Source organism: uncultured Marinobacter sp. (assembly GCF_913055835.1).
GTDB lineage: Bacteria > Pseudomonadota > Gammaproteobacteria > Pseudomonadales > Oleiphilaceae > Marinobacter.
In genome coordinates, this window is sequence record NZ_CAJXKQ010000004.1 from 1 (window position 1) to 22,406 (window position 22,406).

The window sequence follows — 22,406 nt, forward strand, 5'->3', positions numbered from 1 at the left end:
CCCAGTTCCCGCAAGCGGGCAACTTTGGCAGCCGGGGCAAGATGGACAAGTGCACGTTCTGTGCAGGCGGGCCGGAAGAAGACAATTCCACTGTTGAGTTCCAGAAGTACGGTCGTAACCGTATTGCTGAGGGCAAACTGCCGATCTGTGCGGAAATGTGCTCAACCAAAGCCCTGTTGGCCGGTGACGGCGACGAGGTTGCGGATATCTATCGCCAGCGTATTGTGAACCGTGGTTTCGGTTCCGGTGCATGGGGATGGGGCACTGCCTACGAGAAGAAGGGTGCATAAACTGGCCTGACGGATTTGGGGCTCTTCGGAGCCCCGAATTCGGTTACGGCATAGATTTCTTCTTGCTGATTCCGCTGGAGTGCTCTAGATGAACAAAAAACTGATAGGCGTCGTCGCCCTGGTGCTAGCGACGCTGTTATTCAATTCTGCCTGGGCGCAGGACATTCCCGAACCGGAACGAAGCGCAACCGGTGGGGCTCAAACCCTCGAAGACATCCTGCGACGCCAAAAGCAGCTGGAAGTCGACGACAGTTTCCGCTCCCAGAACCTCGGTAATCCGGAGAACGCACCCTCTGTCTCGGCGCCTTTGGGAACCCGGGGCGGCGTCTCCGATTCGGAGAACTGGCGGGCTATCCGCTACAACGAAATTGAGCCAACCACTCAGGTACGCGGCCCAGCCGCCGATGTGCTGATTCAGGACGGCGGCATGCCCTGGTGGAAGCTTCGGGAAGGCCCGATGATCACCTATGGCGGCGGCGCACTGCTCGCGATCATCGGCCTGCTGGTGGTGTTCTATTTTGTTCGCGGCAAAATCATGATTGATGGCGGGCCTGCTGGTACCACCATTGAGCGGTTCAAGGCTGTCGAGCGCTTTGGTCACTGGTTACTGGCCGGTTCGTTCATCGCACTCGGCCTGACCGGGCTGATCACCCTGATGGGACGCAGCTTCCTGATTCCGGTTATGGGGCCGGACGCGTTTGCCACGTTGGCAGCCGGTTCCAAATGGCTGCATAACAATGTGGCCTGGGCATTCATGCTCGGCCTGGTGATGACCTTCGTGATGTGGGTTGCCCATAACATACCCAACAAACTCGATTGGCAGTGGATCAAGGCTGGCGGCGGTATCTTTACCAAAGGCCACCCTTCCGCCAAGAAGTTCAATGCCGGCCAGAAGATCATTTTCTGGACGGTGATGATTCTCGGCGTCTCGGTATCCCTGTCAGGTCTGTCACTGCTGTTTCCGTTCCAGATGCCGATGTTTGCCGACACATTCGCGGTGATCAACAGCGTTCTGGGAACCAGCTTCCCGACCGATCTCGCGCCCCATGAAGAGATGCAATACGCGAACATCTGGCACTCGATTGTGGCGTTTGTGATGATGCTGGCCATCATTGCCCATATCTACATCGGCTCCGTCGGTATGGAAGGCGCGTTCGACGCCATGGGCAACGGGCAGGTTGATCTCGAGTGGGCTCGCCAGCACCACGACCTGTGGGTAGCTGAAGTTGAGGCCAAACAAGGCAAAGGAGGATCATCGTGAAGATCATGATTTCCGCGTTTGTCGCAGCTCTGCTGATTGCTACGGCGGCACCGCTGGTGCTTAACCAGTTTGGCTGGTCGTCGGCCGCACAAACCAGCGCCGAGAGCGTTCGCCTTGACTGATCAGTCTGAGGTATACCAGATCGACGCCGTCGGTCTGGTATGCCCCCTTCCCGTCCTGCGCTTCAAAAAACGGATCAAAGACCTGCCCAGCGGTACACAGGTAGATTTTCTGGCGGACGACCCCACCGGCCGCAAAGACCTTCAAGCCCTGTGTGAGATCACTGGCCACCGGATTGAGTGGACTCGGGAAGAGAGCCACGGCATTACCCGATACCGGATTCGTCTCGCCTGACTGACTTATTCTGCCAGCCTATTGGGCGCTTGAGAGCCTTGCCCCTAGTGACCCCCTCGCGGATGCTTACGGGCTTCCAGAGTACCCAGCGACATCTGTACGTCACGCTCTGAAAGCTCTGGAAGATCATCAAAATTTGAAACCTGCGGAAATTTCGAATCGATCAGCGTCGCCAGCGTAGCATCGACACACAGTGTGTCTGCGACCGCCCGGTGGCACCCCGGCATCAGGATTGCCCTGATCTCACCGATTTCCCGTGTCCCCGTTTCAACGTCGCCGGAGCGACTGGCGCTGATTACGGTAAGCTGCGCACCCCAATCCACATCACGACCGTCAACATGCCTGGCTTCAATCTGCTCACAGGCTGTCAGGGTTGCTTCAAGAAGGGTCCGGAAATTTGCCGATTCGGCGAGCCGCTCGGCCTTTTCCCGGGCACTGCGCTCCTCATCAGACAGCATTAATAGGTACGGCGCGTTATCAACAAAAACACCCCAGTATTCGGCCATACTTGCTTCGGGTTTCGGGTGATAAACACCAGCGGTCAGGGTCGAGTGCTTTTTTCTTCGAGCCAGCAAAGCCCCGTTTTCGTCACAATCCAATTCTTTGCCTCGGTCTTTTCCGGATTTCACTTCTTGCAGGTGCTCTCAGGGAATCGCAGTTGAGCAATTTGCCTCGGCTAAACCGAGCACCGCTTCATGGACGCCGAAATATGGTGATTGCGGAAAGGTTTTACAAACCTTCAGGCATCCAGTTCTTTAATTGAGAACGAATCGATCAGATATATATATTTTTGTTCACAGCAAAACCCTCGGATACTACACCCATTAAATACTTCTGATTCCGAGGTTCTCGCATGCTCGATGTTCAGGCGATCGAATCCCTGCTCTCACTTCTGGTACCGCTTCTCTACGGTGCTGGCGCTGTAGCAACAGGATTGGCAGCCAGGCAAAGCCACCTCCCGGCACGCTCGTTGACCTTCAAGCTTGCCTTTGTTGCCGCTGTGGGAGCCGTGATCATCAGCTGGCGCTGGCCAGGCGCTGGAGAGTGGATCAGCCACGCGCCTCTAGCCTCCATCATGCTGATACTGATTACGCTATTGGGGATGGTGCTCGGGCAGTTCTCTGAAAGGTACCTTGCCGGGGATCCGGGCCAACGCCGTTTCATGGTCTGGCTACAGGTGATCCTTGCAAGCGTTGCGGTGATTGCCACCACCAACCATCTCCTGCTGTTCCTTGCCAGCTGGATTGCGATCAGTGTGAGTCTGCACCAGTTGCTGATGTTCTTTCCTGATCGTCCCCGCGCTGCCCTGGCCGCCCACAAGAAATTCATTTTTGCGAGGATTGCAGAACTCTGTCTCGGGCTGGCGTTCCTGCTTCTTTATATCCAGTACGACACCCCATTCATCGACCGGATCCTCGCTCAGGTATCCGACGCAGCAGAGGTGCCCTTCGGCGCCCAGATCGCTGCGGTTCTGATGGCGGTGGCGGCACTGCTGAAATGCGCGCAGATGCCGTTTCACGGTTGGCTGATCCAGGTGGTCGAGTCGCCCACACCGGTTTCGGCCCTGCTTCATGCCGGCGTAGTGAATCTTGGCGGTTTCCTGATGATTCTGATGGCACCACTGATTTCCGAGGTCAACGCTGCCCAGTGGCTCTTGCTGGCGGTGGCGGGCCCCACCGCGGTCTTTGCCAGCCTTGTCATGATGACCCGTATTTCCATCAAGGTGAAACTGGCCTGGTCAACCTGCTCGCAGATGGGCTGGATGCTGGTGGAGTGCGCACTGGGACTGTACGAGCTGGCACTCCTTCACCTGGTGGCCCATTCCGCCTACAAGGCACACACCTTCCTGAACGCCGGCAACACCGTTGAGTTGTCCATGAAAAAACGTCTGGTTGCGATCAACGAGCCCGGGCCAAAGCAATGGCTTGCCGCAGCAGGCCTTGCCGCTCTGTTCATGCTGCCCACCATTCTGTTTTCCAGCCAGGGAGGTACGGCCCACGCGTTCTCATGGATCGTGCCAGGCATCGCGCTGACGATTCTGCTCTCGGAGTTTTTGTCGGCAGGTGGCGGCATTCTCACCGTTGGCCGTGGCTTGATGATTGGTGGAGCCTTCTGGGCATTGTACTGGCTTCAGAAAACCTTCTTCGGCATGGTGCTCGCGCCACCGGAGAGCCAGGCAAGCCTCATGGAGGTGGTTTTTGTCGCCGCCCTTATCGCTATCCTGGTGCGCGGCTACTACCAGATTCGCTACCACCGCTTCTCGCCCGCCGGCGCCAGGCTTTACCGGTTTCTGTTTGCCGCAGGCTACCTCGATGAGTGGTCCACACGCCTGACCCTGAAAATCTGGCCGGCAAAACTGCCCGACGTTGTTCGGCCCCGGGCCGTGGTCAGCGTGTCCTCAACTTCTGGTTCCAGGGAGTCCGTGTAATGTTAGCGTCGAGCCTTAATGCCACCACCAAAGCAAACACCGATACACCGGATTGGCAAGCAGCGGTCACCGATGCCTCCAGTCGGATTGCACCGTCGTGGCCGCTGGATCAGATGATCGCGGTCAACCCGTTCTGGGAGATGCGGGATCTGCCTTTTACCCGGGTCGCTTCGCGTATGGCGGCACTTAACGGTACCTGCTGCCAGAACCAGGCAGCCCTCGAGGGACTGGGCAACGGCGGCCCTGCGGCCGCGGAGACCGCCAGCATGCCCGAGCACTGGCAGAATCTCAGCGCCCAATTGGACCGCAACCGCGATACGGCCCATCACGTAGGTTGGCAGGATGAGGTTGTGCACCAGATCAGCCAGTTCTGCGGCGACTACTTCCAGCGCCTGGATGCGGGAGATTTCAAAGCAGATGCCCAGGATCTGTATCACACCTGGCTGGAGATGACCCGGGCGGACCGTGGCATTGCCATCGTCATGGAAGAACCGTCATTGCCTTCCCAGTTTCAGGTCCTGCCCGAGCAGCATGAGAAGCTGATCACCGACGCCTTCAACGCCCTCGCGGCGGAACCGTCCTATACGGCAGACTATGCCCACGCACTCCTTCTGGATATCAACGGATGGTCCTCCTGGGCCGCATACCTGCGCTGGCAGGCGAGACTGCGTGGCAGCGGGGAAGATCTGCTGCCGGGCCTGCTGGCCATCCGGCTGGCCTGGGAGTTGGCCATCTGGCGGCATGTCCAACACGTTGGCGGCGCGATCTTCGCTGAGCTGAAACGGGGATGGCTCAAGCAGTGGAGCGCCTGGCCAGAAATGCTCGAGATCCATGAGCAATCCCAAACCACCGGTTGGCGCCAGCTTTCAGAGGCCGAGGCGGGCTATCAGTCACAGTTGGCAGACAAGCTTCTGTCAAAACCGGACAAAAAGGCAGCGGACAACCAGCCGCCCAGGCTTCAGGCGGCATTCTGCATTGATGTTCGCTCCGAAGTCTTTCGCCGTGCGCTGGAAGCCCAGGATCCCGCGATCCAGACTCTCGGTTTTGCCGGTTTCTTCGGACTCCCCATTTCATACCGCCCGAAAGGCACAAGTTTTTGCCGGCCGCAGTTACCGGGTTTGCTGGCGCCGGCGCTTGAGGTCACAGAGGCCGCGTCTTCTGGACGCTTCAGTCGGCAGGCACTGGCCAATCATTCTCACTGGTCTCAGTTTTCCAACGCGGGGCCGGCCAGTTTCAGCTTTATCGAAAGTATGGGGCTGGCGGGCCTGGGACGCATGGTGCGCAAGACCTTTTTCGGCAAGTCATCCGCCAATCCGGTCGATCAACTCCATAAAGGGCATACCAACTTCGAGATCCGCCAGAACGGGGCCCTGTTGGGAGTTGAAGAGAAAGCAGAACTGGCGGGCGGTATTCTCCGGGCCATGACCCTGACTCATGAGTTTGCGCCCACCGTCCTGCTGGTCGGGCACGGCAGCAGCACCCGCAACAACCCGCATGCCGCGGGCCTTGACTGCGGCGCCTGCGGGGGCCAGACCGGCTCGGTGAACGTTCGTGTGCTCGCCGGCATACTCAACGACACCGAGGTACGCGCGGCCCTGGCTGAGCAGGGCATTTCAATTCCCGCGGAAACCCGCTTCGTGGGAGCACTGCATAACACCACCACGGACGATGTGGAATGCGCCGGTGACGTACCCGACGACATCCGGAAGTTCCTGGCCAGGGCCGGCGCCCAGGCACGCCGGGAACGCGCTGTCCGTCTTGGCATCGCAAACGACAATGACGTCGACAGCGCCATCAAAAAACGCAGCCAGGACTGGTCGGAAGTACGCCCGGAATGGGGGCTTGCCGGCAACGCCAGCTTTATCGTGGCGCCTCGCTCAGCTACCCGACACCTGGATCTGGGCGGGCGCAGCTTCCTGCACGACTACCGCTGGCGCGAGGATGAGGGCTTCAAGATCCTCGAACTGATCATGACAGCGCCCATGGTGGTCACCCACTGGATCAACCTGCAGTACTTCATGTCCGTCACCGACAACCTGCATTACGGCAGCGGCAACAAAGTCCTGCATAACGTGGTCGGTGGCCACCTTGGCGTGTTCGAGGGCAACGGCGGCGATTTGCGGATCGGTTTGCCGCTGCAGTCGGTACACGATGGCCAGCGCTGGATGCACGAACCCCTGCGCTTGAGCGTTTACCTGGCAGCGCCCAAAGAAGCCATTGCCGACATTGCACAGAAACACAAGGTGGTTCAGGACCTGATCGATAACGACTGGCTGTATCTGTTCCGTATTAACGACGAGCAGACCTCCATCGAGCGTCTGTATCGAAACCAGTGGCACACCATGTCCGTCAATCCGGCCATTAACTCCTGAGACCTTATGCCCGCGACCATCAAGTTAGACGCAACACAAACAGCTGACCTTGAGAAAGCTGCCAGCCTGCTGCTGGCCGGCCAGCTCGTTGCTGTGCCGACCGAAACCGTATACGGATTGGCGGCGGATGCCAGCAACGAACAGGCGGTCAGAAAAGTATTTGAGGCGAAACAGCGCCCGGTCGGACACCCGCTGATCGTGCATGTTGCATCGCCGGACAGGATCGGGCTCTGGGTCGACCACGTCCCGGACTCTGCCATGCAGCTGATCGAGTCATTCTGGCCCGGCCCGCTTACGCTGCTACTGCCAAAGAAGAGCGGCGTCAGCGATTTCATTACCGGCGGCAATCCAGGCGTGGCTGTGAGGATGCCCGCGCACCCTGCCACGGTGGCAACCATGGAACGACTTGGCCGGGACCTGGTAGCCCCCTCCGCCAATCCCTATGGCCGGATCAGTCCGACCACCGCAGAGCACGTGCTCGGGGGGCTGTCCGGGAAGATCGCGGCGGTCCTGGATGGTGGCGACTGTTCAGTGGGCATTGAATCCACCATTGTCGACCTGACCGGCGATACCCCGGTCATCCCCAGACCGGGGCAGATCAGCCAGAGCGATATTGAAGCCTGCCTCGGAATCACATTGGCACCGGGCAAAGGCGCCAGCCAGGTGGTACCGGGAAGCGTAAAGCGTCACTACCAGCCGGTCACCCCCACCATTGGAGTGGCAACGGATCAATTCGCGCTGCGTCTGCCAGCAATCACACCGTCGGGCGAGAGGGTTGGCGTGATCTGGTGGCAGTCAGCACCAGGCGAGCTGGCCTCAGAGTCCATAATGCTCAGCGCCGATCCGAGCGAGTACGCCCGCATGCTCTACACCGCGATGCACTCAATGGACCAGGCGAATGTCGATCAAATCGTCATCGAGCTCCCGCCCAGGGAAAGCCGGTGGCTGGCCGTCCACGATCGGCTGGGACGGGCCTGTACCGAACAATTCGGTTAAGCGGGCACACCCTGGCACTCGGGGCAATAGTAAAGCCGCCGGCTGGCCATCATGGTTTTGACAAGCGGCGACGCGCAATCATAGCACCGCTGCCCGTCGCGATTAAATACCATGTGCCGGCGCTGCCCGAACGTCCATCCCGCCTGCTTCAACCGCTCTGCTCTCTCGGGCGAATTGGTGATGCCCTTTAACTGATAGGTTCGCTGCACAAGAGTCATAATCGCCCCGGCCAGTCGCGACTGCTGATCGGCATCCAGGTCACGAGGTTTAGCCCAGGGTGAGAGACGCGCCTCAAAGAGGATTTCCGAGCGCAGATAATTACCGATTCCGGCCACAAACCCCTGATCCAGAAGCAAGCCCCCCAGGTTTCGGCCCCGGAAACGCGTATCGTCAAACACCGCCAGCAGCTGATCGACGCTAACATCCTGATTGAGAGGGTCCGGCCCCAGCCGTGAAAGGTAGGGGACTGCGTTCAGTTCGTCCGGCCGCACCAGCTGAATATCCGAAGCGCTGTACAACCGGGCGGCTTTCTTCGGAGCGACAATCGCAAACCGCAGTTGCCGGTTGGTCCTGGGTTCACGATCAGGCTTACCCATGCGCCACTTCCCATAAAGCTGGTTGTGGCTGTAAACACACCATGGGCCGTCTTCATCTGTCGCCTCGAAAAACACCAGGACGGCCTTGCTCCGGGCTTCCACCCGTTCCACTTTGCGGCCGCGAAGGGTGCTTTCAAAAGGTTTCAGGTGTTCAAATGCAAAGAAGACAGATTGCGCGGTCTTGCCGCCAACCGCCTTGTTGATGTCATCGACCATGCGGCGTATTTCGGGACCCTCGGGCATACTCATCTCCGCTGCTGACCAGTCTCTCTCCATCACAGGTGAGCTTAACCGTACGTTGCTGCCGGCGATTCAGAGTTGTCCAGCCACAAAGTTTTTGCCCGGGGGATGTAAGCCCTTTACCCATCCTGCTCGTAGGTTCTGCTGCATTTAACGCAAGAACAAGGTGGGTCATGAAGGGCACCAAGCTGGCTTTATTGATTGCAGCGATCCTGATTATGTTGGCGGCGATGACACGGCAAGACCCGGTTGCTTCGGAAAGCTGGGCCACGACCCAGGTGGTACCTCTGGTATTTGCCGAAAAGCGCGGCGCCGATCAGTGGCCAACCTCGCTTAAAGAACGGTTTCTGAACGACCCGGAGAACCAGATCAGGATGAGTCAGCCCGACAGTATTCTGCGTAACGAACGTGGTCCCGGCGAGTGGCTGCCGACATCCGGTCAATGCGATTATATGGGTAGGTTTATGGCGGTGATGGAGCGCTACCAGCTCCACCACCAGGAGCCCCAATGGCGGGACTGGCAGACGAAACGGCAGCGCTGCTATACCCAGTTCCAGTAAAAGCAGCCTGACGTTCCGCAAAGGGGCGCCTAGCGTTTATCGTCCGGCCCGACCAGGTCAGACAACTGCTTGCGAATGGAATCAATGTTGTCCTCGCCGCTCTGCTTGAGTTCATCCAGCTTTTTGCGGCCATCAGAGATTTTATCTTCGACCGAACGCAACGCATCCGACGCGCTCTGCTGGATATCGGCGCTGGCCTTCTCGTTCTCGGCCTCCGCTTCCTTGGCTTTGGCGTTGGCTTTCAGGGAATCGGCCTGCTTTTCCCATTCTTCCAGCTGCGTTTCAGCCTTTTTGATCAGTTCGTCTTTCAGTGACATAAATGCCCTCCATGAAGGAGTTAATGAATTACTCACAACTCCGTACTTGGGCGGGCAATCCGAAAATACAACCCACACCGCCGTTTCAAATCAGAGTCAGCGTCCATCAATTGGGAAAACCACGAGCCGTTCACATCGGCCCGCCGACTCTGATCGATCAGGATGAGTTTCAGGTAGCCGCGTAAGCCACGATCTCTACCAGCATTTCTTCACGCGCGAATCCTGAAACGATGATCGCAGCCCGATTCGGGTAGGGTTCCGCCACATACTCCGCATAGACCTTGTTGACCGCGGCAAGATGGGTCCTGTCGGTCACGTAGATAAGCGCCTGTGTGAGGCTTGCCATGCCGCCCCCCGCACACTCCAGGGTGTGTTTGAGGTTTTCCATGGTTTGCCGGGCCTGGGATTCAATTCCGCCGGCAACCACCTGGCCGCTGGCGTCGATCGGGATCTGGGCGGTAAAGAGAATGCCATTGGCGCTCACGGCCCATTCAAGGGGAGCCTTGGAGCGCGGCAGTTGGGTGGTAATGGGGGTAATCTCGGGCGTTGCGGTCATGATGGTTTCCCTGTTCGGTCGTAATCGATCAGTCGTTATCGCTGGTGCCTGCGCCAGCTCCGCTCCGGGAGGCATCGGTTGCCTCAACCAGAAGCCGGTCGGCCAGGGATTTCAGGTTGTGCCAGAGCTCGTCATCCACATCCATGCCCTCCACCAGCGCCCTGTCTCTCTGCCTTTCCAGATCCTCTTCGGTCTGGCGCATAAGATTGGTGAGCTCGTACTCCGAACGCAGGCTCGGCAGTAAATCAACATGGTTGGCCATGATCAGCGTAATGCCATCGTTTTTCTCGGTGTCATCCGGCGTATTTTCCAGACTGTACAGACAGATCTCGGGAACCGGATGCCCCGCCTTGAACCCCACCACCAGTTCGGTCAGCGGGTCATGGGCATTGCGCCAGAAAGCCGTGACATTCATTCCCCGACGGGCAAGCCGGGAAAGATAGCCGATTATCAGGATGCGATTGTGGCAATGGCGAATCTTGGTGACCGACAACCCTCGCCCCCTTGCTCTGGCATAGCCCAGTTCCACCGCCAGGCTCGCGTTGCCCAGGATGCTGTGGTTGTGGGCATCGAGAACGCTGAAATCCTCATCCTGATAGACCAGGGTTGGCGACTCGCTATGATCCTCTGCCAAAAGAAACCTCAGGCCTTTCTTGAGTGCTTCGACGCCCCCCAGGCCGTGGGCTTCCATCCAGGCAACCATTTCAGCCGCATCAATGGCATCACCCTCGGCAAAGCCGATCCCGATAAACGCTTTCCTGCCGATACCCTGAAGTTCATTGAAAGACACTTTCATGACAGATTCAGCTCCGGTTCCACGGGAAAGCTCCAGTCGTCCAGCTCCGCCAGACGCGCCTTGTCGGTACCGTGGTCACTGAAGAGTTCACAGAACAGGGGCGCCCCCTGAAACATCGTAACCCTTACCCAGCGGTCAGACTTGGGGTCAAATCGGCTGGCACCGAAGAACGAGAGCTTGGTTCTCAGCAAGTGCATGGGCTTCATATCCCGGTGCCAGAGATTGGCCTGGATTTCTCCATAGGGCGTGGCGGCCATGGTCTGGATCCGCCGCACGCATTCCTTTTGCCGGGGATGGGCCATCAGAAACTCCACTACCGAACCCCGCGGGCTCCGGTCCAGAAACGCGTCCAGTAACTGGTGTGTCCGGTGAATCCTCGGTCCGATGGCCAGGGGCATCTCTTTTTCCGAGCCGGGCTCAAGGGCGCGCACCCCCAGCCTGGGCTCCTCTTTCTCCGCAGAGCGATACCAGAACCAGTGCTGGTGATCGGGGTTCTTGGGGTCGTATTCCAGCGCCCAGGCGAACCGGGTCTCAATATCCTGCTTCAAAGTTGCCGCCCGCATTTCCGGCTGGAGCTCGAGGATTTCCTCACAGCCGAGCTCATCCTCCACCGAATCGATCAGCTCCGGATACAGCTCAATCAGCAGGGTATTGATCAGTTCCTGGGCTTCCAGCGAGCATTGCCCCTCTGCCCAACCCAACAAATCGTTCCAGAGGGTCGACGTGGCCGGCGTTCTCTCCAGCCAGCCAATCACCGCGTCAATGGAAACCACGGTGGCTTCATTACGCCGGGTCTGCTCGGCGTCCTCCGTGACCGTTTCAGCGAAGTGCTGACGGGCACGTTTCAGCAATGCCAATAACTCGCGGCGGCTGGCGTCATCAGGAACCTGCTGGCGGGCATAGGCCAGTGCCCGCTCGCGGCAGTAGACCCATTGCTGGATAAGCTGGGGATGATTGATTAGAAACGGTGCCATGCCCAGTCCAGTGGAATTACCGATTCCGAGGTAACGCTGCAAGGCGGGATGAAGCCCAACGGCCCGCTCCGGCGAGCGATTCCTGGCCAGGTGCTCCACCTGCTGTACCGAGAAGTGGCGCAAAAGGTAGACCGCAAACATCTGTGCCGAGAACGGCCGGTTGAAATCCGGGTTGTTCTGCAGGCGCGCGTAATCCGCGATTCCGAACTTGCCGTTGCCGTAAACCGCTGTGGTGCGGTACAGATAACCGACCTTTGTGAGCCAGGCGGGGTCCGGTTGTTTGCCGTCCGCCAGCGCGTCCACAAAATGCGCGAAGTTCCGCAGGCTTTTGTTGGCGCGAGACAACACCAGCAACCTTGGGTGTTGGCGGCCGGCCTCCTGTAGCGGCACATTTGCCGCCATCTGTTCAAGCAGGCTGTCCTCAACCTCTCCCTCTACCAGGGCGAAGGTGACATCCCACGCCTCGGCGATCACCCGGTCTGACCGGCGTTCAGGGTCCAGGTGCTGGGAGAACACCACACCGTGATAGATGTGGTGCGGCGTATTCAGGCGATAGATCACAACCCCGTGACCGTCGACATCGAGGTCGAATCGTGCCGTGGTCACCGTCCAGTCCTCCCGGGCCATCTGGCGCACCAGGCTGCGGCAAAAGCTCAGACGACTGGCGTGGAGGCTACCCAGCCGAACCAGGTTCATCACCTGGTTGGCTGGTCGAAGCTGAAGCTCCGGCTGCGCATCTAATGGAGTTGCCATGTTTCAGACTCCTGAGTTCTCGGACGAACCCGTCGTCGCCACGACCAGCGCCACTTCACCCTTGGGCGCAACAATGCCCTGCTCGCGGGCCATGGCGTAGGCCGATTTGGGGCCGATATAGAGTGACGGCAGCAGGATCAACGAGACCGGGATGGCCGTAATCACAATGAACTGCTGCAGTGCACTGATCTGCCCCGCCCCCATGTACAGCAGCACTGCCGCCATCAACGCCATGGCGACGCCCCAGAAGGCACGCACGATTGGCTCGGGCTCATCATGGCCGGCACTCACCACGGCGATGGCGTAGCTCATGGAATCGCCGGTGGTAGCCACAAAGATAGTTGTCAGCAGCAGAATCGCCAGAGCCATCATGGCCCCGCCCGGCAGAGCTTCGGCGATGGTCAGTGTGGCAACATCAAACTGGAAGTTGTTGAGGGCCTCGGTCAGATCGATCGCTCCGGTGATCTGGTAGAAAATCCCGGAACCACCAAGCAGAGTGAACCAGATGGTGGTGGCAACCGGCGCCATAACGCCAACCGCGAGAATCATTTGCCGGATGGTGCGTCCCCGGGAGATCCGGGCGACAAAGATGGCCATCAAGGGTCCGTACCCGAGGAACCAGGCAAAGAAAAACACCGTCCACCACTGCATCCACCAGCCTTCAGCCGTTCCCGAGGTCACTGTGGCCATGGCAAAGAAAGAACTGATGTATTCGCCAAAGCCCTGGGTGTAGGCGTTGGTCAGAAACAGGGTAGGGCCGAAGATGAAGATAACGGCGGCAATCGCCAGGGCCAGAAACACATTGAAGCGGCTGAGCATCTGGATACCCCGGTGAATACCGGTCATGGCCGAGGTCACATACACAGCCGCAAGTACGCCCAGAATGATCAGCTGGGTGCCATAACCTTCGGCAAAGCCAAAAAGCTCATGCAGACCAAAGCTCACCTGGGTCGCAAGAAAGCCGATCGGCCCCACGGTACCGGCAACCACCGCAATCACGCAGGCGGCGTCCACACAGCCGCCCAGCCAGCCTTTCATCACCCGATCACCAAACACCGGATACAGCAGGGTGCGCGGTTGCAGAGGCTGGCCCTTCACGTAATGGGCATGGGCCAGAACAATGGCAGACAAAGTGCCGAGAATGGCCCAGGCCAGAAAGCCCCAGTGCATGAAGGACTGGGCCAGCGCCGGCGCCACCGCCTCTGCGGTGCCCGCCTCCGTGTCGAATACCGGAGGCGTGACAACAAAGTGGTACACCGGCTCGCCTGCGGCGAAGAAAACGCCACCGCCTGCAAGCAGGGTACACATGATAATGGACAACCATTTGAACGTACTGAGCTCAGGCGTATCGAGGTTGCCCACTTTGGCACTGCCTGCCGGCGAGATCGCCACCCCCATCGCGATCAAGAAGGTGAGCAGCAACAGGAGCTGGAAGTATGAGCCAAGATACTTGGCGGTCCAGGCGAAGCCGTCGCTGATCAGCCCGGCCGTCCACTGAATGTCGTACAGGGAAAGGCCGAGAAAGAGCAGGATAAAGCCTACGCTGAGACCCAGAACAATCGGATCGCCGAAGCGCTTGATGCCCGTTTCCGGGATAGCTACAGAGCTGGCTGAGTTTGTCATTGCGATTACCTGTTGTTGTTTTTGGAACAGTGTGTAATCAGAACGCGGCGTTTACAGCGGGCCGCGTACCCTCGGTTAACTGCCTGAGCCAGTTTCGGCCCATGATCTTTTCAATTTCCTCGTGGTTGAATCCCTTCTGTCGGAGACCTTCCACGATATTCGGAAAGTGACGGTTGTCGCTGAACCAGGCCAGTGGCGAGGGCCAGCCTGCGTTAGCGGCACTGCCCTCGCCGTAGTCCATGGCCTTGCTCCAGCGCCCGTTACGCATCCATGTCAGTACCGACTCCGGCTGTCCCTGGCACAGGTCCGTCCCCATGCCGATGTGATCAATCCCCATCAGTTCGGCGGTATCGGCCACCATGCCGCAGAATTCGTCCAGAGTGCAGTCCGGACCGTTCTTGAGGTGGAACGGGTACACTGAAAATCCGAGTATGCCGCCGCTTTGCGCGATGGCACGCAACACCGTATCGGATTTATTGCGCTTGGCTGGGTGGAAGCTGGCCGGATTGGCATGGGAGATGATGACCGGCCGCTCTGACAGCTCGATAGCCTCCAGTGTCGACCGCTCGGCACTGTGAGACATGTCAATCAGCATACCCACCCGGTTCATCTCGCGGATTGCCTGCCTGCCAAACCGGGTAATGCCGCTGTCTTCCGCTTCGTAGCAGCCACAGGCCAGCAGACTCTGGTTGTTGTAGGTCAGTTGCATGATCAGCAAGCCCAACCGGCGCATGATGGCCACCAGGTCGATATCGTCCTCAATGGGCGAACAGTTCTGGGCCCCGAAGAAAATACCGACCCGGTTCGTTTCCCTGGCCAGTTCGATATCGCTGGCCTCAAGCACCGGCATGATCAGATCGGAATGTTCCTCGAAGCGGCGCTGCCACTCGCCGAACCGCAGCAGGGTTTCACGGCAATTCTCGTGATAGACAAGCGTGGCGTGCACCGCGTCCACACCGCCTTCCCGCATTTGCTCAAAAATGGCTCGCGACCAGTTGGAATACTGAAGGCCATCAATGGTAAGCACAGACTTTGACATGGTGGCAGACCTCAGGCCTTGGTGTAACAGGTTTTGATCACCGTATAGAACTCCCGCGCATACTGGCCCTGCTCCCGAGGCCCGAAGGAGGAGTCTTTTCTGCCACCGAACGGCACGTGGTAATCGGTGCCAGCGGTCGCCAGGTTCACCATCACGCAACCGGTCTCGGCCCGGGCCTTGAAATCGGAGGCACGTTGCAGGGAACGGGTGATCAAACCGGCGGTCAGGCCGTAATTGGTGTCGTTCAGCGTCGCCAGGGCGGTTTCATAATCCGGCACACGAATCACACAGGCCACGGGGCCAAACACTTCGTCGCGGTTGATGCTCATATCGTTGGTGGTATTGGTGAACAGCACCGGCTGCATGTAGTAACCGTCTGTACCCGCACTCACATGGTCGCCACCGAAGGCCATGGTGGCACCCTCCTCGAGGGCAACGCTCACCCAGCGTTGATTGGCCTCAAGCTGGCTTTTGCTGGCAATGGGGCCGATCGCGGTATTCTCGGACAGCGCCGGGCCAACCTTTGCACCGGCCAACTTCGCGGTCAGTTTGTCCACGAACTGGTCATGCACGGAATCCACAACGATCAATCTCGACGATGCCGTACACTTCTGCCCGGAGCCGGAATAGGCACCGGCAAACGCCGCTTCAACCGCCAGATCCAGATCAGCATCGTCGAGCACAATCAGGGCATTCTTCGAACCCATTTCCAGCTGGCATTTCACCAGGTTGGCTGCGGTGGCCGAGGCCACCCGCCGACCCACATCCAGAGAGCCGGTGAAGGTAATGGCCTGGACATCCGGACTGGTGATCAGGGCCTCGCCGGCCTCACGACCACTGCCGGTCACCAGATTGAAGGTGCCGGCGGGCAGGCTCTGGCGGCTGATGATTTCGGTCAGTGCCCAGGCACTGGCGGGCACCAAGTTTGCCGGTTTGAACACCACCGCGTTACCGAAGGCCAGAGCCGGAGCAATTTTCCAGACGGCGGTCGCCATCGGGAAGTTCCAGGGACTGATTACGCCAACCACGCCGAGCGGCTCACGGCGGGTCTCTATCTCAACACCGGGTCGCACAGACGCAACCCGATCATCGATCTGGCGAAGCACTTCTGCCGCGTAATACTGGAAGAACTGACCGGAGCGATACACCTCACCCTTGCCTTCTGCCAGGGGCTTGCCCTCTTCCCTGGACAGAAGCTCACCGAGCTCATCCTTGCGGGCGATCAATTCATTGCCAATCGCCATCAACACGCTGTAGCGGGTCTCAAGACCGGTTTCTGCCCAGAGTTTCTGGCCGGCCTGTGCGGCACGGATGGCCTGCTTTACCTGCTCGGCACTGGCCTGGTCGTAGTGGCCGATAATGTCGCTGAGGTCGGAAGGGTTCTGATTGGGCTGGGCGTCATGGGCGCCTGCAACCCACTCGCCGCCGATGTAGAGTGCGTGTGACTTTGGCATGGGATCCTCCTTAGATGATCCCCAAAGACTAGACGCCTCATCCCAATAAAGATAATCAAAAATATCGTGTTTTTAGTAAGTTTTTCTTATACCTTGGCGGGATAAACAGGTTAAGTCAGGTGCCACATGTCGATCGAACTCAAGATTCAGCCTCTGCGTTACGTTCTGGCGGTACGGGATGAGGGCAGCTTTCACGGGGCAGCCCTGAAACTCCATCGGAGCCAGCCAGCGCTGTCCATGGCCATTCGCGATCTGGAGGAGCGGCTCGGACAACCCCTGTTCGAGAAAACCCACAAAGGGCAGCTAACCCCGTTCGGCGAGTATTGCCTCCCCAGGTTCCAGGAACTGATCAACCAGCACGACCGGCTGGCGAACGAGCTGCAACACATGGCCGAGGGGCATCAGGGGCGTGTAACCCTGGCAACCGTACCCTCGGTTGCCAGCCGGCTTATGCCGGAATTTCTCGCAGCCTTTGTCGCCCGGCATCCGGACATCAACATCAACCTTCATGACGAAAACGCGGAGTTCGTGTGTCGACTGGTGGCCAATGGCGAGGTGGATCTGGGCATCAGCAGCATGTGGGTTCAGGATGAAACCCTGGCCTTCAGCCCACTGTTTGAAGACAACGTTGGCGTCGTCATGCGCAAGGACCATCCTCTGGCCCGGCGCCGCAGTCTGAAATGGCAGGAGCTGTCCGAAGAGCGCTTTATTGCCAACGGCACATCCCGGCTTCTGAAGCACACCCCCGCAGCCAGCCTGGTGGACAACAATGACTTTTTTATCTCCAACATGATCTCGCTGCTCGCCATGCTGGAAGCCGGCAGTGGCATCACTACGCTTCCGCGACTGGCTTTCCCGATCAACAACGACAAGCTGTGCTTTGTTCCTTTGAGCGAGCCGAAACTGGTACGCAAGATCGGCATCATCAAACAGGCTTCCCGCTCGCTGTCACCCTCCGCCCAGGCTCTGGAGAAGATGATTCATGCCGAGTTGGCGGGCATGGCCATATCGTGAATCGTCAATACCCGACGAACCGGCCTTCACTGGGACTGATCGGAATCATCTGATTCCGACCTTCCCTTACGCTCGGGCTGCAGTTCCTCTTCAACCCAGCGACGTACCTGATGCCGATCCTTTCTGCGCACCAGCTGTTCGCTGTGAATATTGCGCGGAAAAATCTGGGGGCCGCCCTCATGCTCCAGAGAAAAACTCCGTCGCACACCAACCGGATATTTTGTAGGTCCGTGAATCACCGCTGCCCGGATCTCAACGCCAGTAATGTCCTCGAACAGGTAATCGCTTTCACTTTCTTCGCTGCGACGTCCCAGAATGATGTTCCGGAAGGACCCAAGAACCAGGTACCCACCGGGCTGCAAGGGCCCCTGCCTTAATACCTGATGCACATTGGTATCGTCCGCGCCGACCCGACGGTACTCGGTCACCGTGATGGTTTTCTCTTCGCCGGCACGGGTATGGAGAACCACTTGGACACACTGCACGTGCACCGTTTCCTTGCCCATGTTCACCAGAAGACACAGGGCATCCGGGTTTTCATTCTGGGCGTGGTGAATCACCAGGTAGGGGCGGTTGTTCCTTTTGTACTGCAGGAAAAACAGCTGGAAGTAGACAATCCAGACGATCGCCATGACGGCACTGCTGACAGGAGCGATGTAATCCATCTATCCGTTCCTTCTTACCCATCTCAATCAATACGCTAGCTTGCTTTACCTGATTTTTACACCCCGTTGACGGAGCCTCCCCGTAAACCCTGCGATCATTCCGGAAAACAGGATCGATTCAGGAGTGGTTCATGACAACCAGTAAGGTCTTGCTGATACTCAGTGTTCTCGTAATGGGGCTGACCGGCTGCAAGGTCACTACTTCAGACGATTATCATCACCCGGATTCAGATGGCTTCGTTTCCGGCCTGTTCTACGACGCACGGGATACCGGTCGGCACTTTCCCACCGTAAGCTGGGCACTCACCGGCCCTACCGAAGCCTGCCGAAACGAACCCCTGTATTTCGAGACTCACAGCGGTCGGGTTCGGGTCTTTGGCTCGCCGGCTTACAGCGAGACCTCCTTCCGGGCTGCCGCGTCGGAGCTTGAACGTCGGATCGACGGTGTGCTGAGTCGGTTCCAGTTGCGTTGGTCCGATTTTGTCGAGGACCGCAGCGCGGCAGTTCCCTATCCCAGACAGGTAATCGGCTGCCTCAGCCCGGGGGTGCCACACACTGAGTTTGTGTCGGCCTCAATGGCCGCCGTAGCGTTCACCCCGTATTACGGTCAGTGGCCCTATGAGACCGGCCAGTTCGTTGCCCACGAGCTGGCCCATTTCGTCCAGGAAAACCTGTCCCGGTATGATGCGGGTTACAGCCTTCTGCCCTACTGGTTCTCGGAGGGCCAGGCCGTCGTTGTAGCAGGGGAGCCCGTTGCTCCGGTTTATCAGCACTATGACTACGATCCCCTCTGGGATGTCACCGCCGCCGACGCTGCAAACACACCGTATCGCTTTGAGCATTATGGCCTGGCGTACCGGTACCTGGAAAAAGCCAACGGCGCCCTGGCGATGACGGTATTGCTGGAAATGGTGCAACTGCTGGACTGGGACGGCGGTTTCCGCGGCGAGGTCAACACGGGAGAGTCCCGGGCCTTTGTAGAGGCGTTCAACTCAGCAGGTTTGGTGGACCATCGAAATAACCATCTGAGTTTTCAACGATTTCGAAGTGATTACCACGACCTTCTGAACAGCAGCTATTAGCCAGCGGCGACCTGAACTGGATTAAATCTGCCCAATCAGGGATAATTTCGTCCGTTTTTTAGCCAGCTGTGTCGTTTGGTAGTCTCTGGACATGACCATTTTCAGCGTTCTTCAGTTAATTATATTTTCTGTTCTGTTGCTCAACACCGTGCACCTGATGCCGGCCTTCGGCCGTTTGCTCAGGGGTGCCGAATCGGCCTTCCAGTCCGGCTATCTGTGCGCCATGCTTACCATGCGCCTGGCCCGCAACATTCTGGGCCTGATCCTGGTAACCGCCAGCACTGCGCCCAACCCTGAAATTCACGCCCTGGTCCCCAAGGGCATCCTGTTGTTCCTGGTTCTGGCAACACTCAATGCGGCATTGACCCAGTACGTGAAGCGGTCCCGGGTGGAAGAAGGCGCCGGTTTCTAGGCCGCCTCACTCTCAGGCGTAAAGCGACTCGATCACCTCGGTGTATTTCTCGTAGATGTTGCTACGGCGCACCTTCATGGTGGCCGTCACCTCATCGTCGTCGTGGTCCAACTCCTTGGTCAGCAAATGGAAGCGCTTGATCTGCGCTACCTGAGGTAACTTCTCGTTGCCCTTGTTCACTTCGGCCTGGATGAGTTCATTTACCCGGGGCTGCTCGGTCAGGCTCCGGAAGGTGGTGTAGGCAATCCGCTCCTGCTCTGCCCACTTGGCCACCGTGTCGAAATCAATCTGGATCAGCGCAGACACATATTTTCTGGCCTCACCGATCACAATGCATTCCTTGATGTAGGGACTGGCCTTGATGGTGTTTTCGATCTCCGTTGGTGAAAGATTCTTGCCGCCAGCAGTGATCATGATGTCTTTCAGACGGTCAACAATCCTGAGCTGGCCGTCCCGCCATTCACCCACGTCGCCGGTATGCAGCCAGCCGTCTTTCAGGGTTGAGGCGGTGGCCTCGTCGTTCTTGTAATACCCCTTGAACATGCTGCCACCGCGCATGATGATCTCGTTGTGCTCCCCGAGTTTCACCTCAACGCCGGAAATTGCCACCCCAACCGTGCCCAGATGCACGTCATCCAGTGGTTGCGCCGTGGCAACACCGGTGCTTTCCGTCTGGCCGTAGACTTCCACCAGAGGAATTCCGATGGTTCGAAAGAACTCCAGAATGCCGGTGGATATGGGGGCCGCCCCGGTGAGGGCAATAGTGCATCGGCGCAGGCCGATAAAATTCTGCAATGCCCGCAACACCAGCCAATAGCTGAGGCCATAGAGGCACTTTTCCTTCAGATTCCAGTCCGAGCGCCGCTTCGTGGCCATGGGCGAACACACGCGGATCGCCCAGTTGAACAAGGCCTGCCGGAACCGGCCGGTCTCCTGGACCTTGATGTAAATGGCGGAGTGCAATTTCTCCCAGATCCTGGGCACGCCCAGAAACACGGTCGGCGCAATCTCCCGCAAGTCTTCCTGTACGGTTCTCAGGCTCTCGCCAAAGCTGACGGTACTGCCGACGTAGACCGGCGCTATATTGGTAAAGGCCTGTTCTGCCACATGGCACAGCGGCAGGTAAGACAGGCTGGAGCCGTGCTCATCCGTCTGCAGGAGTTCGATCAGTCCCGGCGCCGCCGCATGCAGGTTCCGCCAGCTGATCATGGCACCCTTCGGGCGGCCCGTGGAGCCAGAGGTATAAATCATCAGAGCGGTGTCATCCATCTGCTGGCTGTCCAGCAATTCATCCACCAGCCCGGGATGCTGTGTTTCAAATTCCCGGCCGCGGGCCTCGATGTCCTCGAACGCCGATGGCGGCTCCGGGTAATAGCGCAGGCCCTTCATATCGATGGCAATGCAGTGCTTCAGTCTTGGCAGATCTGGCCAGGCCTCGAGCACCTTGTCGGTCTGTTCCTGGTCTTCACAGATCACGAATTCCGCGTCACTGTGCTCAAGAACATAGGCCACCTCGTTCCAGGGGCTGGTGGGATAAACCCCGACACAGATGCCCTGCACCAGGCCGATGCCCATCTGGCCGATGACCCACTCCACCCGGTTTTCCGAGATAATGGCCACGTGACCGCCAGGCTCAAGCCCCATGGCACGGAGCCCCAGCCCGAAGTGCCGGGCCCGCCGGTAATAGTCCTGCCAGGAATAGGCCTGCCAGATACCGAAATCTTTCTGGCGCAGTGCCAGGGCGTCCGGCCGTTCACGAGCGTGGGCACGCAACATTTGAGTGAGGGTCAGGTCAGGTACAGCAGGTGTTGTCATGACAGCCACCGTTTACGGCGTTTGTAGTGCTTGATATCGCGGTAACTGCGGGCTTCACCTTCCTTACCACCCACACCCAGATAGAATTCCTGAACATCTTCATTGGCCGTGAGCTTGTCGGCCGGGCCGTCGATCACGATCTTGCCGTTCTCCATGATGTAACCGTAGGACGCAATCGCCAGTGACACCGCCGCGTTCTGTTCCACCAGAAGAATAGCGGTCCCTTGTTCGCGGTTGATTCTGGCCACGATGGTAAAGATCTCTTCAACCAGCAGCGGCGCCAGACCGAGGGACGGTTCATCCAGCATAATCAGCTCCGGCTGGGCAATCAGGGCCCGCCCCAGGGCCAGCATCTGCTGCTCTCCTCCGGAGAGGTAACCGGCCAGCTGCTTGCGGCGCTCCTTCAGTCTCGGGAAATAGTTATAAACCAGCTCATAGCTGTCACTCAGGGACGGCTTGTTGCCGCTGAGAGCGTAGGTGGCGGCAATCAGGTTTTCTTCCACCGTGAGGTCTTCGAACACCCGTCGCCCTTCCATCACGTGGAACAGTCCGTTACGCACCAGCTTTTCCGGGGGCGTGCCTTTCACATCCTGCCCCCGGAAACGAACCTCGCCGGCGGTTACCTCGCCGTCTTCAAGTGTCAGCAGCCCGGAGACACTTTTAAGAGTGGTGGATTTGCCAGCGCCATTGGAGCCGAGAAGCGCCACGATGGCGCCCTCCGGCACCCGCAGTGACAGGCCCCGAAGGACCTGCACCGACTTGTTGTAGACCACCTCGATATTATCGATTTCCAGTAAGGCTTCCATACA

Annotated in this window: 22 protein-coding genes and 1 pseudogene; 11 read left to right on the forward strand and 12 right to left on the reverse strand. The window is 58.5% G+C overall.

The window, feature by feature from the left end; translation table 11 throughout:
• The 4 genes and pseudogenes from QZ534_RS03570 to QZ534_RS03585 all read left to right on the forward strand — a co-directional run.
• Nucleotides 1–290 (forward strand): annotated as a pseudogene (locus QZ534_RS03570) (formate dehydrogenase); the annotation flags it as partial.
• Nucleotides 291–378: 88 nt separating this feature from the next.
• Complete coding sequence (locus QZ534_RS03575; RefSeq protein ID WP_296931506.1) at nt 379–1,551, forward strand: formate dehydrogenase subunit gamma; 1,173 nt, start codon at nt 379–381, stop codon at nt 1,549–1,551.
• On the forward strand, nt 1,548–1,673 hold the full coding sequence (locus tag QZ534_RS03580) for a hypothetical protein (RefSeq protein ID WP_296931833.1): 126 nt from the start codon (nt 1,548–1,550) through the stop codon (nt 1,671–1,673). Before QZ534_RS03575 ends, QZ534_RS03580 begins: the two co-directional genes overlap by 4 nt.
• Nucleotides 1,666–1,905: a sulfurtransferase TusA family protein gene (locus tag QZ534_RS03585; protein WP_296931508.1), complete on the forward strand. Its 240-nt coding sequence runs from the start codon at nt 1,666–1,668 to the stop codon at nt 1,903–1,905. Before QZ534_RS03580 ends, QZ534_RS03585 begins: the two co-directional genes overlap by 8 nt.
• Nucleotides 1,906–1,949: 44 nt before the next feature.
• On the opposite strand, the gene QZ534_RS03590 is transcribed toward QZ534_RS03585, so the two are convergent.
• Entirely contained in the window at nt 1,950–2,411 is a 462-nt protein-coding gene (locus tag QZ534_RS03590; RefSeq protein ID WP_296931510.1) for a hypothetical protein, read from the reverse strand.
• 347 nt (nt 2,412–2,758) lie between these two features.
• On the opposite strand from QZ534_RS03590, the gene QZ534_RS03595 reads away from it, so the two are divergent.
• Genes QZ534_RS03595 through QZ534_RS03605 form a run of 3 tightly spaced genes read left to right on the forward strand, consistent with a single transcriptional unit; the run spans nt 2,759 to nt 7,701 of the window.
• A complete protein-coding gene (locus QZ534_RS03595; protein ID WP_296931511.1) occupies nt 2,759–4,333 on the forward strand; it encodes an NADH-quinone oxidoreductase subunit L in 1,575 nt (524 codons plus the stop codon).
• The gene (locus QZ534_RS03600; RefSeq protein WP_296931513.1) at nt 4,333–6,705 is read left to right on the forward strand and encodes a YbcC family protein; all 2,373 of its coding nucleotides are present in this window, start codon (nt 4,333–4,335) and stop codon (nt 6,703–6,705) included. Before QZ534_RS03595 ends, QZ534_RS03600 begins: the two co-directional genes overlap by 1 nt.
• A 6-nt stretch (nt 6,706–6,711) precedes the next feature.
• Nucleotides 6,712–7,701 carry an L-threonylcarbamoyladenylate synthase gene (locus tag QZ534_RS03605; protein ID WP_296931516.1) on the forward strand — a complete coding sequence of 330 codons (990 nt, stop codon included), beginning with the start codon at nt 6,712–6,714 and terminating at the stop codon, nt 7,699–7,701.
• On the opposite strand, the gene nei is transcribed toward QZ534_RS03605, so the two are convergent.
• Nucleotides 7,698–8,540, reverse strand: coding sequence for an endonuclease VIII (gene nei / locus QZ534_RS03610; RefSeq protein ID WP_296931518.1), 843 nt, complete (start codon nt 8,538–8,540; stop codon nt 7,698–7,700). The two genes, QZ534_RS03605 and nei, sit on opposite strands and share 4 nt — an antisense overlap.
• A gap of 170 nt (nt 8,541–8,710) precedes the next feature.
• Here nei and QZ534_RS03615 point away from each other — a divergent pair, with 170 nt between their 5' ends.
• Entirely contained in the window at nt 8,711–9,097 is a 387-nt protein-coding gene (locus QZ534_RS03615; protein ID WP_296931520.1) for a hypothetical protein, read from the forward strand.
• A 29-nt stretch (nt 9,098–9,126) separates the two neighbouring features.
• Here the strand turns inward: QZ534_RS03615 and QZ534_RS03620 are convergent, their stop codons facing one another.
• The 7 genes from QZ534_RS03620 to QZ534_RS03650 form a co-directional block, all read right to left on the reverse strand.
• Nucleotides 9,127–9,414, reverse strand: coding sequence for a hypothetical protein (locus QZ534_RS03620; RefSeq protein WP_296931522.1), 288 nt, complete (start codon nt 9,412–9,414; stop codon nt 9,127–9,129).
• Nucleotides 9,415–9,583: 169 nt separating this feature from the next.
• On the reverse strand, nt 9,584–9,970 hold the full coding sequence (locus tag QZ534_RS03625; RefSeq protein ID WP_296931524.1) for a RidA family protein: 387 nt from the start codon (nt 9,968–9,970) through the stop codon (nt 9,584–9,586).
• Nucleotides 9,971–9,998: 28 nt separating this feature from the next.
• Nucleotides 9,999–10,766, reverse strand: a complete 768-nt coding sequence (locus QZ534_RS03630) for a DUF3726 domain-containing protein (protein ID WP_296931528.1) — start codon at nt 10,764–10,766, stop codon at nt 9,999–10,001.
• Nucleotides 10,763–12,493 (reverse strand): hypothetical protein, encoded by a 1,731-nt coding sequence (locus QZ534_RS03635; protein WP_296931530.1) that lies wholly within the window; start codon nt 12,491–12,493, stop codon nt 10,763–10,765. Before QZ534_RS03635 ends, QZ534_RS03630 begins: the two co-directional genes overlap by 4 nt.
• Nucleotides 12,494–12,496: 3 nt before the next feature.
• Nucleotides 12,497–14,116, reverse strand: a complete 1,620-nt coding sequence (locus tag QZ534_RS03640; RefSeq protein WP_296931531.1) for a BCCT family transporter — start codon at nt 14,114–14,116, stop codon at nt 12,497–12,499.
• A gap of 37 nt (nt 14,117–14,153) precedes the next feature.
• Nucleotides 14,154–15,155 carry a membrane dipeptidase gene (locus QZ534_RS03645; protein ID WP_296931533.1) on the reverse strand — a complete coding sequence of 334 codons (1,002 nt, stop codon included), beginning with the start codon at nt 15,153–15,155 and terminating at the stop codon, nt 14,154–14,156.
• An 11-nt stretch (nt 15,156–15,166) separates the two neighbouring features.
• Complete coding sequence (locus tag QZ534_RS03650; RefSeq protein ID WP_296931535.1) at nt 15,167–16,609, reverse strand: aldehyde dehydrogenase family protein; 1,443 nt, start codon at nt 16,607–16,609, stop codon at nt 15,167–15,169.
• A gap of 126 nt (nt 16,610–16,735) precedes the next feature.
• On the opposite strand from QZ534_RS03650, the gene QZ534_RS03655 reads away from it, so the two are divergent.
• Entirely contained in the window at nt 16,736–17,623 is an 888-nt protein-coding gene (locus QZ534_RS03655; protein ID WP_296931537.1) for a LysR family transcriptional regulator, read from the forward strand.
• Nucleotides 17,624–17,649: 26 nt separating this feature from the next.
• Here QZ534_RS03655 and QZ534_RS03660 read toward each other — a convergent pair whose 3' ends face one another.
• On the reverse strand, nt 17,650–18,288 hold the full coding sequence (locus QZ534_RS03660; protein ID WP_296931538.1) for a hypothetical protein: 639 nt from the start codon (nt 18,286–18,288) through the stop codon (nt 17,650–17,652).
• A 131-nt stretch (nt 18,289–18,419) separates the two neighbouring features.
• Here QZ534_RS03660 and QZ534_RS03665 point away from each other — a divergent pair, with 131 nt between their 5' ends.
• Together QZ534_RS03665 and QZ534_RS03670 are read left to right on the forward strand one after the other, a co-directional pair.
• Nucleotides 18,420–19,370 (forward strand): hypothetical protein, encoded by a 951-nt coding sequence (locus QZ534_RS03665; protein ID WP_296931540.1) that lies wholly within the window; start codon nt 18,420–18,422, stop codon nt 19,368–19,370.
• Between the two features lie 91 nt (nt 19,371–19,461).
• Complete coding sequence (locus QZ534_RS03670) at nt 19,462–19,782, forward strand: hypothetical protein (RefSeq protein WP_296931542.1); 321 nt, start codon at nt 19,462–19,464, stop codon at nt 19,780–19,782.
• A 12-nt stretch (nt 19,783–19,794) separates the two neighbouring features.
• On the opposite strand, the gene QZ534_RS03675 is transcribed toward QZ534_RS03670, so the two are convergent.
• Both QZ534_RS03675 and QZ534_RS03680 read right to left on the reverse strand, forming a co-directional pair.
• The gene (locus QZ534_RS03675; RefSeq protein WP_296931544.1) at nt 19,795–21,597 is read right to left on the reverse strand and encodes an AMP-binding protein; all 1,803 of its coding nucleotides are present in this window, start codon (nt 21,595–21,597) and stop codon (nt 19,795–19,797) included.
• A complete protein-coding gene (locus QZ534_RS03680) occupies nt 21,594–22,403 on the reverse strand; it encodes an ABC transporter ATP-binding protein (RefSeq protein ID WP_296931547.1) in 810 nt (269 codons plus the stop codon). Before QZ534_RS03680 ends, QZ534_RS03675 begins: the two co-directional genes overlap by 4 nt.
• Between the last annotated feature and the right edge of the window lie 3 nt (nt 22,404–22,406).

What these genes read in the sequence shown, in the direction of transcription:
- QZ534_RS03670 (WP_296931542.1), top strand. Translation starts at nt 19,462, where the DNA reads ATGACCATTTTCAGCGTTCTTCAGTTAATTATATTTTCTGTTCTGTTG.
- QZ534_RS03595 (WP_296931511.1), top strand. Translation starts at nt 2,759, where the DNA reads ATGCTCGATGTTCAGGCGATCGAATCCCTGCTCTCACTTCTGGTACCG.
- QZ534_RS03680 (WP_296931547.1), bottom strand. Translation starts at nt 22,403, where the DNA reads ATGGAAGCCTTACTGGAAATCGATAATATCGAGGTGGTCTACAACAAG.
- QZ534_RS03655 (WP_296931537.1), top strand. Translation starts at nt 16,736, where the DNA reads ATGTCGATCGAACTCAAGATTCAGCCTCTGCGTTACGTTCTGGCGGTA.
- QZ534_RS03620 (WP_296931522.1), bottom strand. Translation starts at nt 9,414, where the DNA reads ATGTCACTGAAAGACGAACTGATCAAAAAGGCTGAAACGCAGCTGGAA.
- QZ534_RS03575 (WP_296931506.1), top strand. Translation starts at nt 379, where the DNA reads ATGAACAAAAAACTGATAGGCGTCGTCGCCCTGGTGCTAGCGACGCTG.
- QZ534_RS03660 (WP_296931538.1), bottom strand. Translation starts at nt 18,288, where the DNA reads ATGGATTACATCGCTCCTGTCAGCAGTGCCGTCATGGCGATCGTCTGG.
- QZ534_RS03625 (WP_296931524.1), bottom strand. Translation starts at nt 9,970, where the DNA reads ATGACCGCAACGCCCGAGATTACCCCCATTACCACCCAACTGCCGCGC.
- QZ534_RS03605 (WP_296931516.1), top strand. Translation starts at nt 6,712, where the DNA reads ATGCCCGCGACCATCAAGTTAGACGCAACACAAACAGCTGACCTTGAG.
- QZ534_RS03640 (WP_296931531.1), bottom strand. Translation starts at nt 14,116, where the DNA reads ATGACAAACTCAGCCAGCTCTGTAGCTATCCCGGAAACGGGCATCAAG.
- nei (WP_296931518.1), bottom strand. Translation starts at nt 8,540, where the DNA reads ATGCCCGAGGGTCCCGAAATACGCCGCATGGTCGATGACATCAACAAG.
- QZ534_RS03645 (WP_296931533.1), bottom strand. Translation starts at nt 15,155, where the DNA reads ATGTCAAAGTCTGTGCTTACCATTGATGGCCTTCAGTATTCCAACTGG.
- QZ534_RS03675 (WP_296931544.1), bottom strand. Translation starts at nt 21,597, where the DNA reads ATGACAACACCTGCTGTACCTGACCTGACCCTCACTCAAATGTTGCGT.
- QZ534_RS03665 (WP_296931540.1), top strand. Translation starts at nt 18,420, where the DNA reads ATGACAACCAGTAAGGTCTTGCTGATACTCAGTGTTCTCGTAATGGGG.
- QZ534_RS03650 (WP_296931535.1), bottom strand. Translation starts at nt 16,609, where the DNA reads ATGCCAAAGTCACACGCACTCTACATCGGCGGCGAGTGGGTTGCAGGC.
- QZ534_RS03630 (WP_296931528.1), bottom strand. Translation starts at nt 10,766, where the DNA reads ATGAAAGTGTCTTTCAATGAACTTCAGGGTATCGGCAGGAAAGCGTTT.
- QZ534_RS03635 (WP_296931530.1), bottom strand. Translation starts at nt 12,493, where the DNA reads ATGGCAACTCCATTAGATGCGCAGCCGGAGCTTCAGCTTCGACCAGCC.
- QZ534_RS03600 (WP_296931513.1), top strand. Translation starts at nt 4,333, where the DNA reads ATGTTAGCGTCGAGCCTTAATGCCACCACCAAAGCAAACACCGATACA.
- QZ534_RS03615 (WP_296931520.1), top strand. Translation starts at nt 8,711, where the DNA reads ATGAAGGGCACCAAGCTGGCTTTATTGATTGCAGCGATCCTGATTATG.
- QZ534_RS03590 (WP_296931510.1), bottom strand. Translation starts at nt 2,411, where the DNA reads ATGGCCGAATACTGGGGTGTTTTTGTTGATAACGCGCCGTACCTATTA.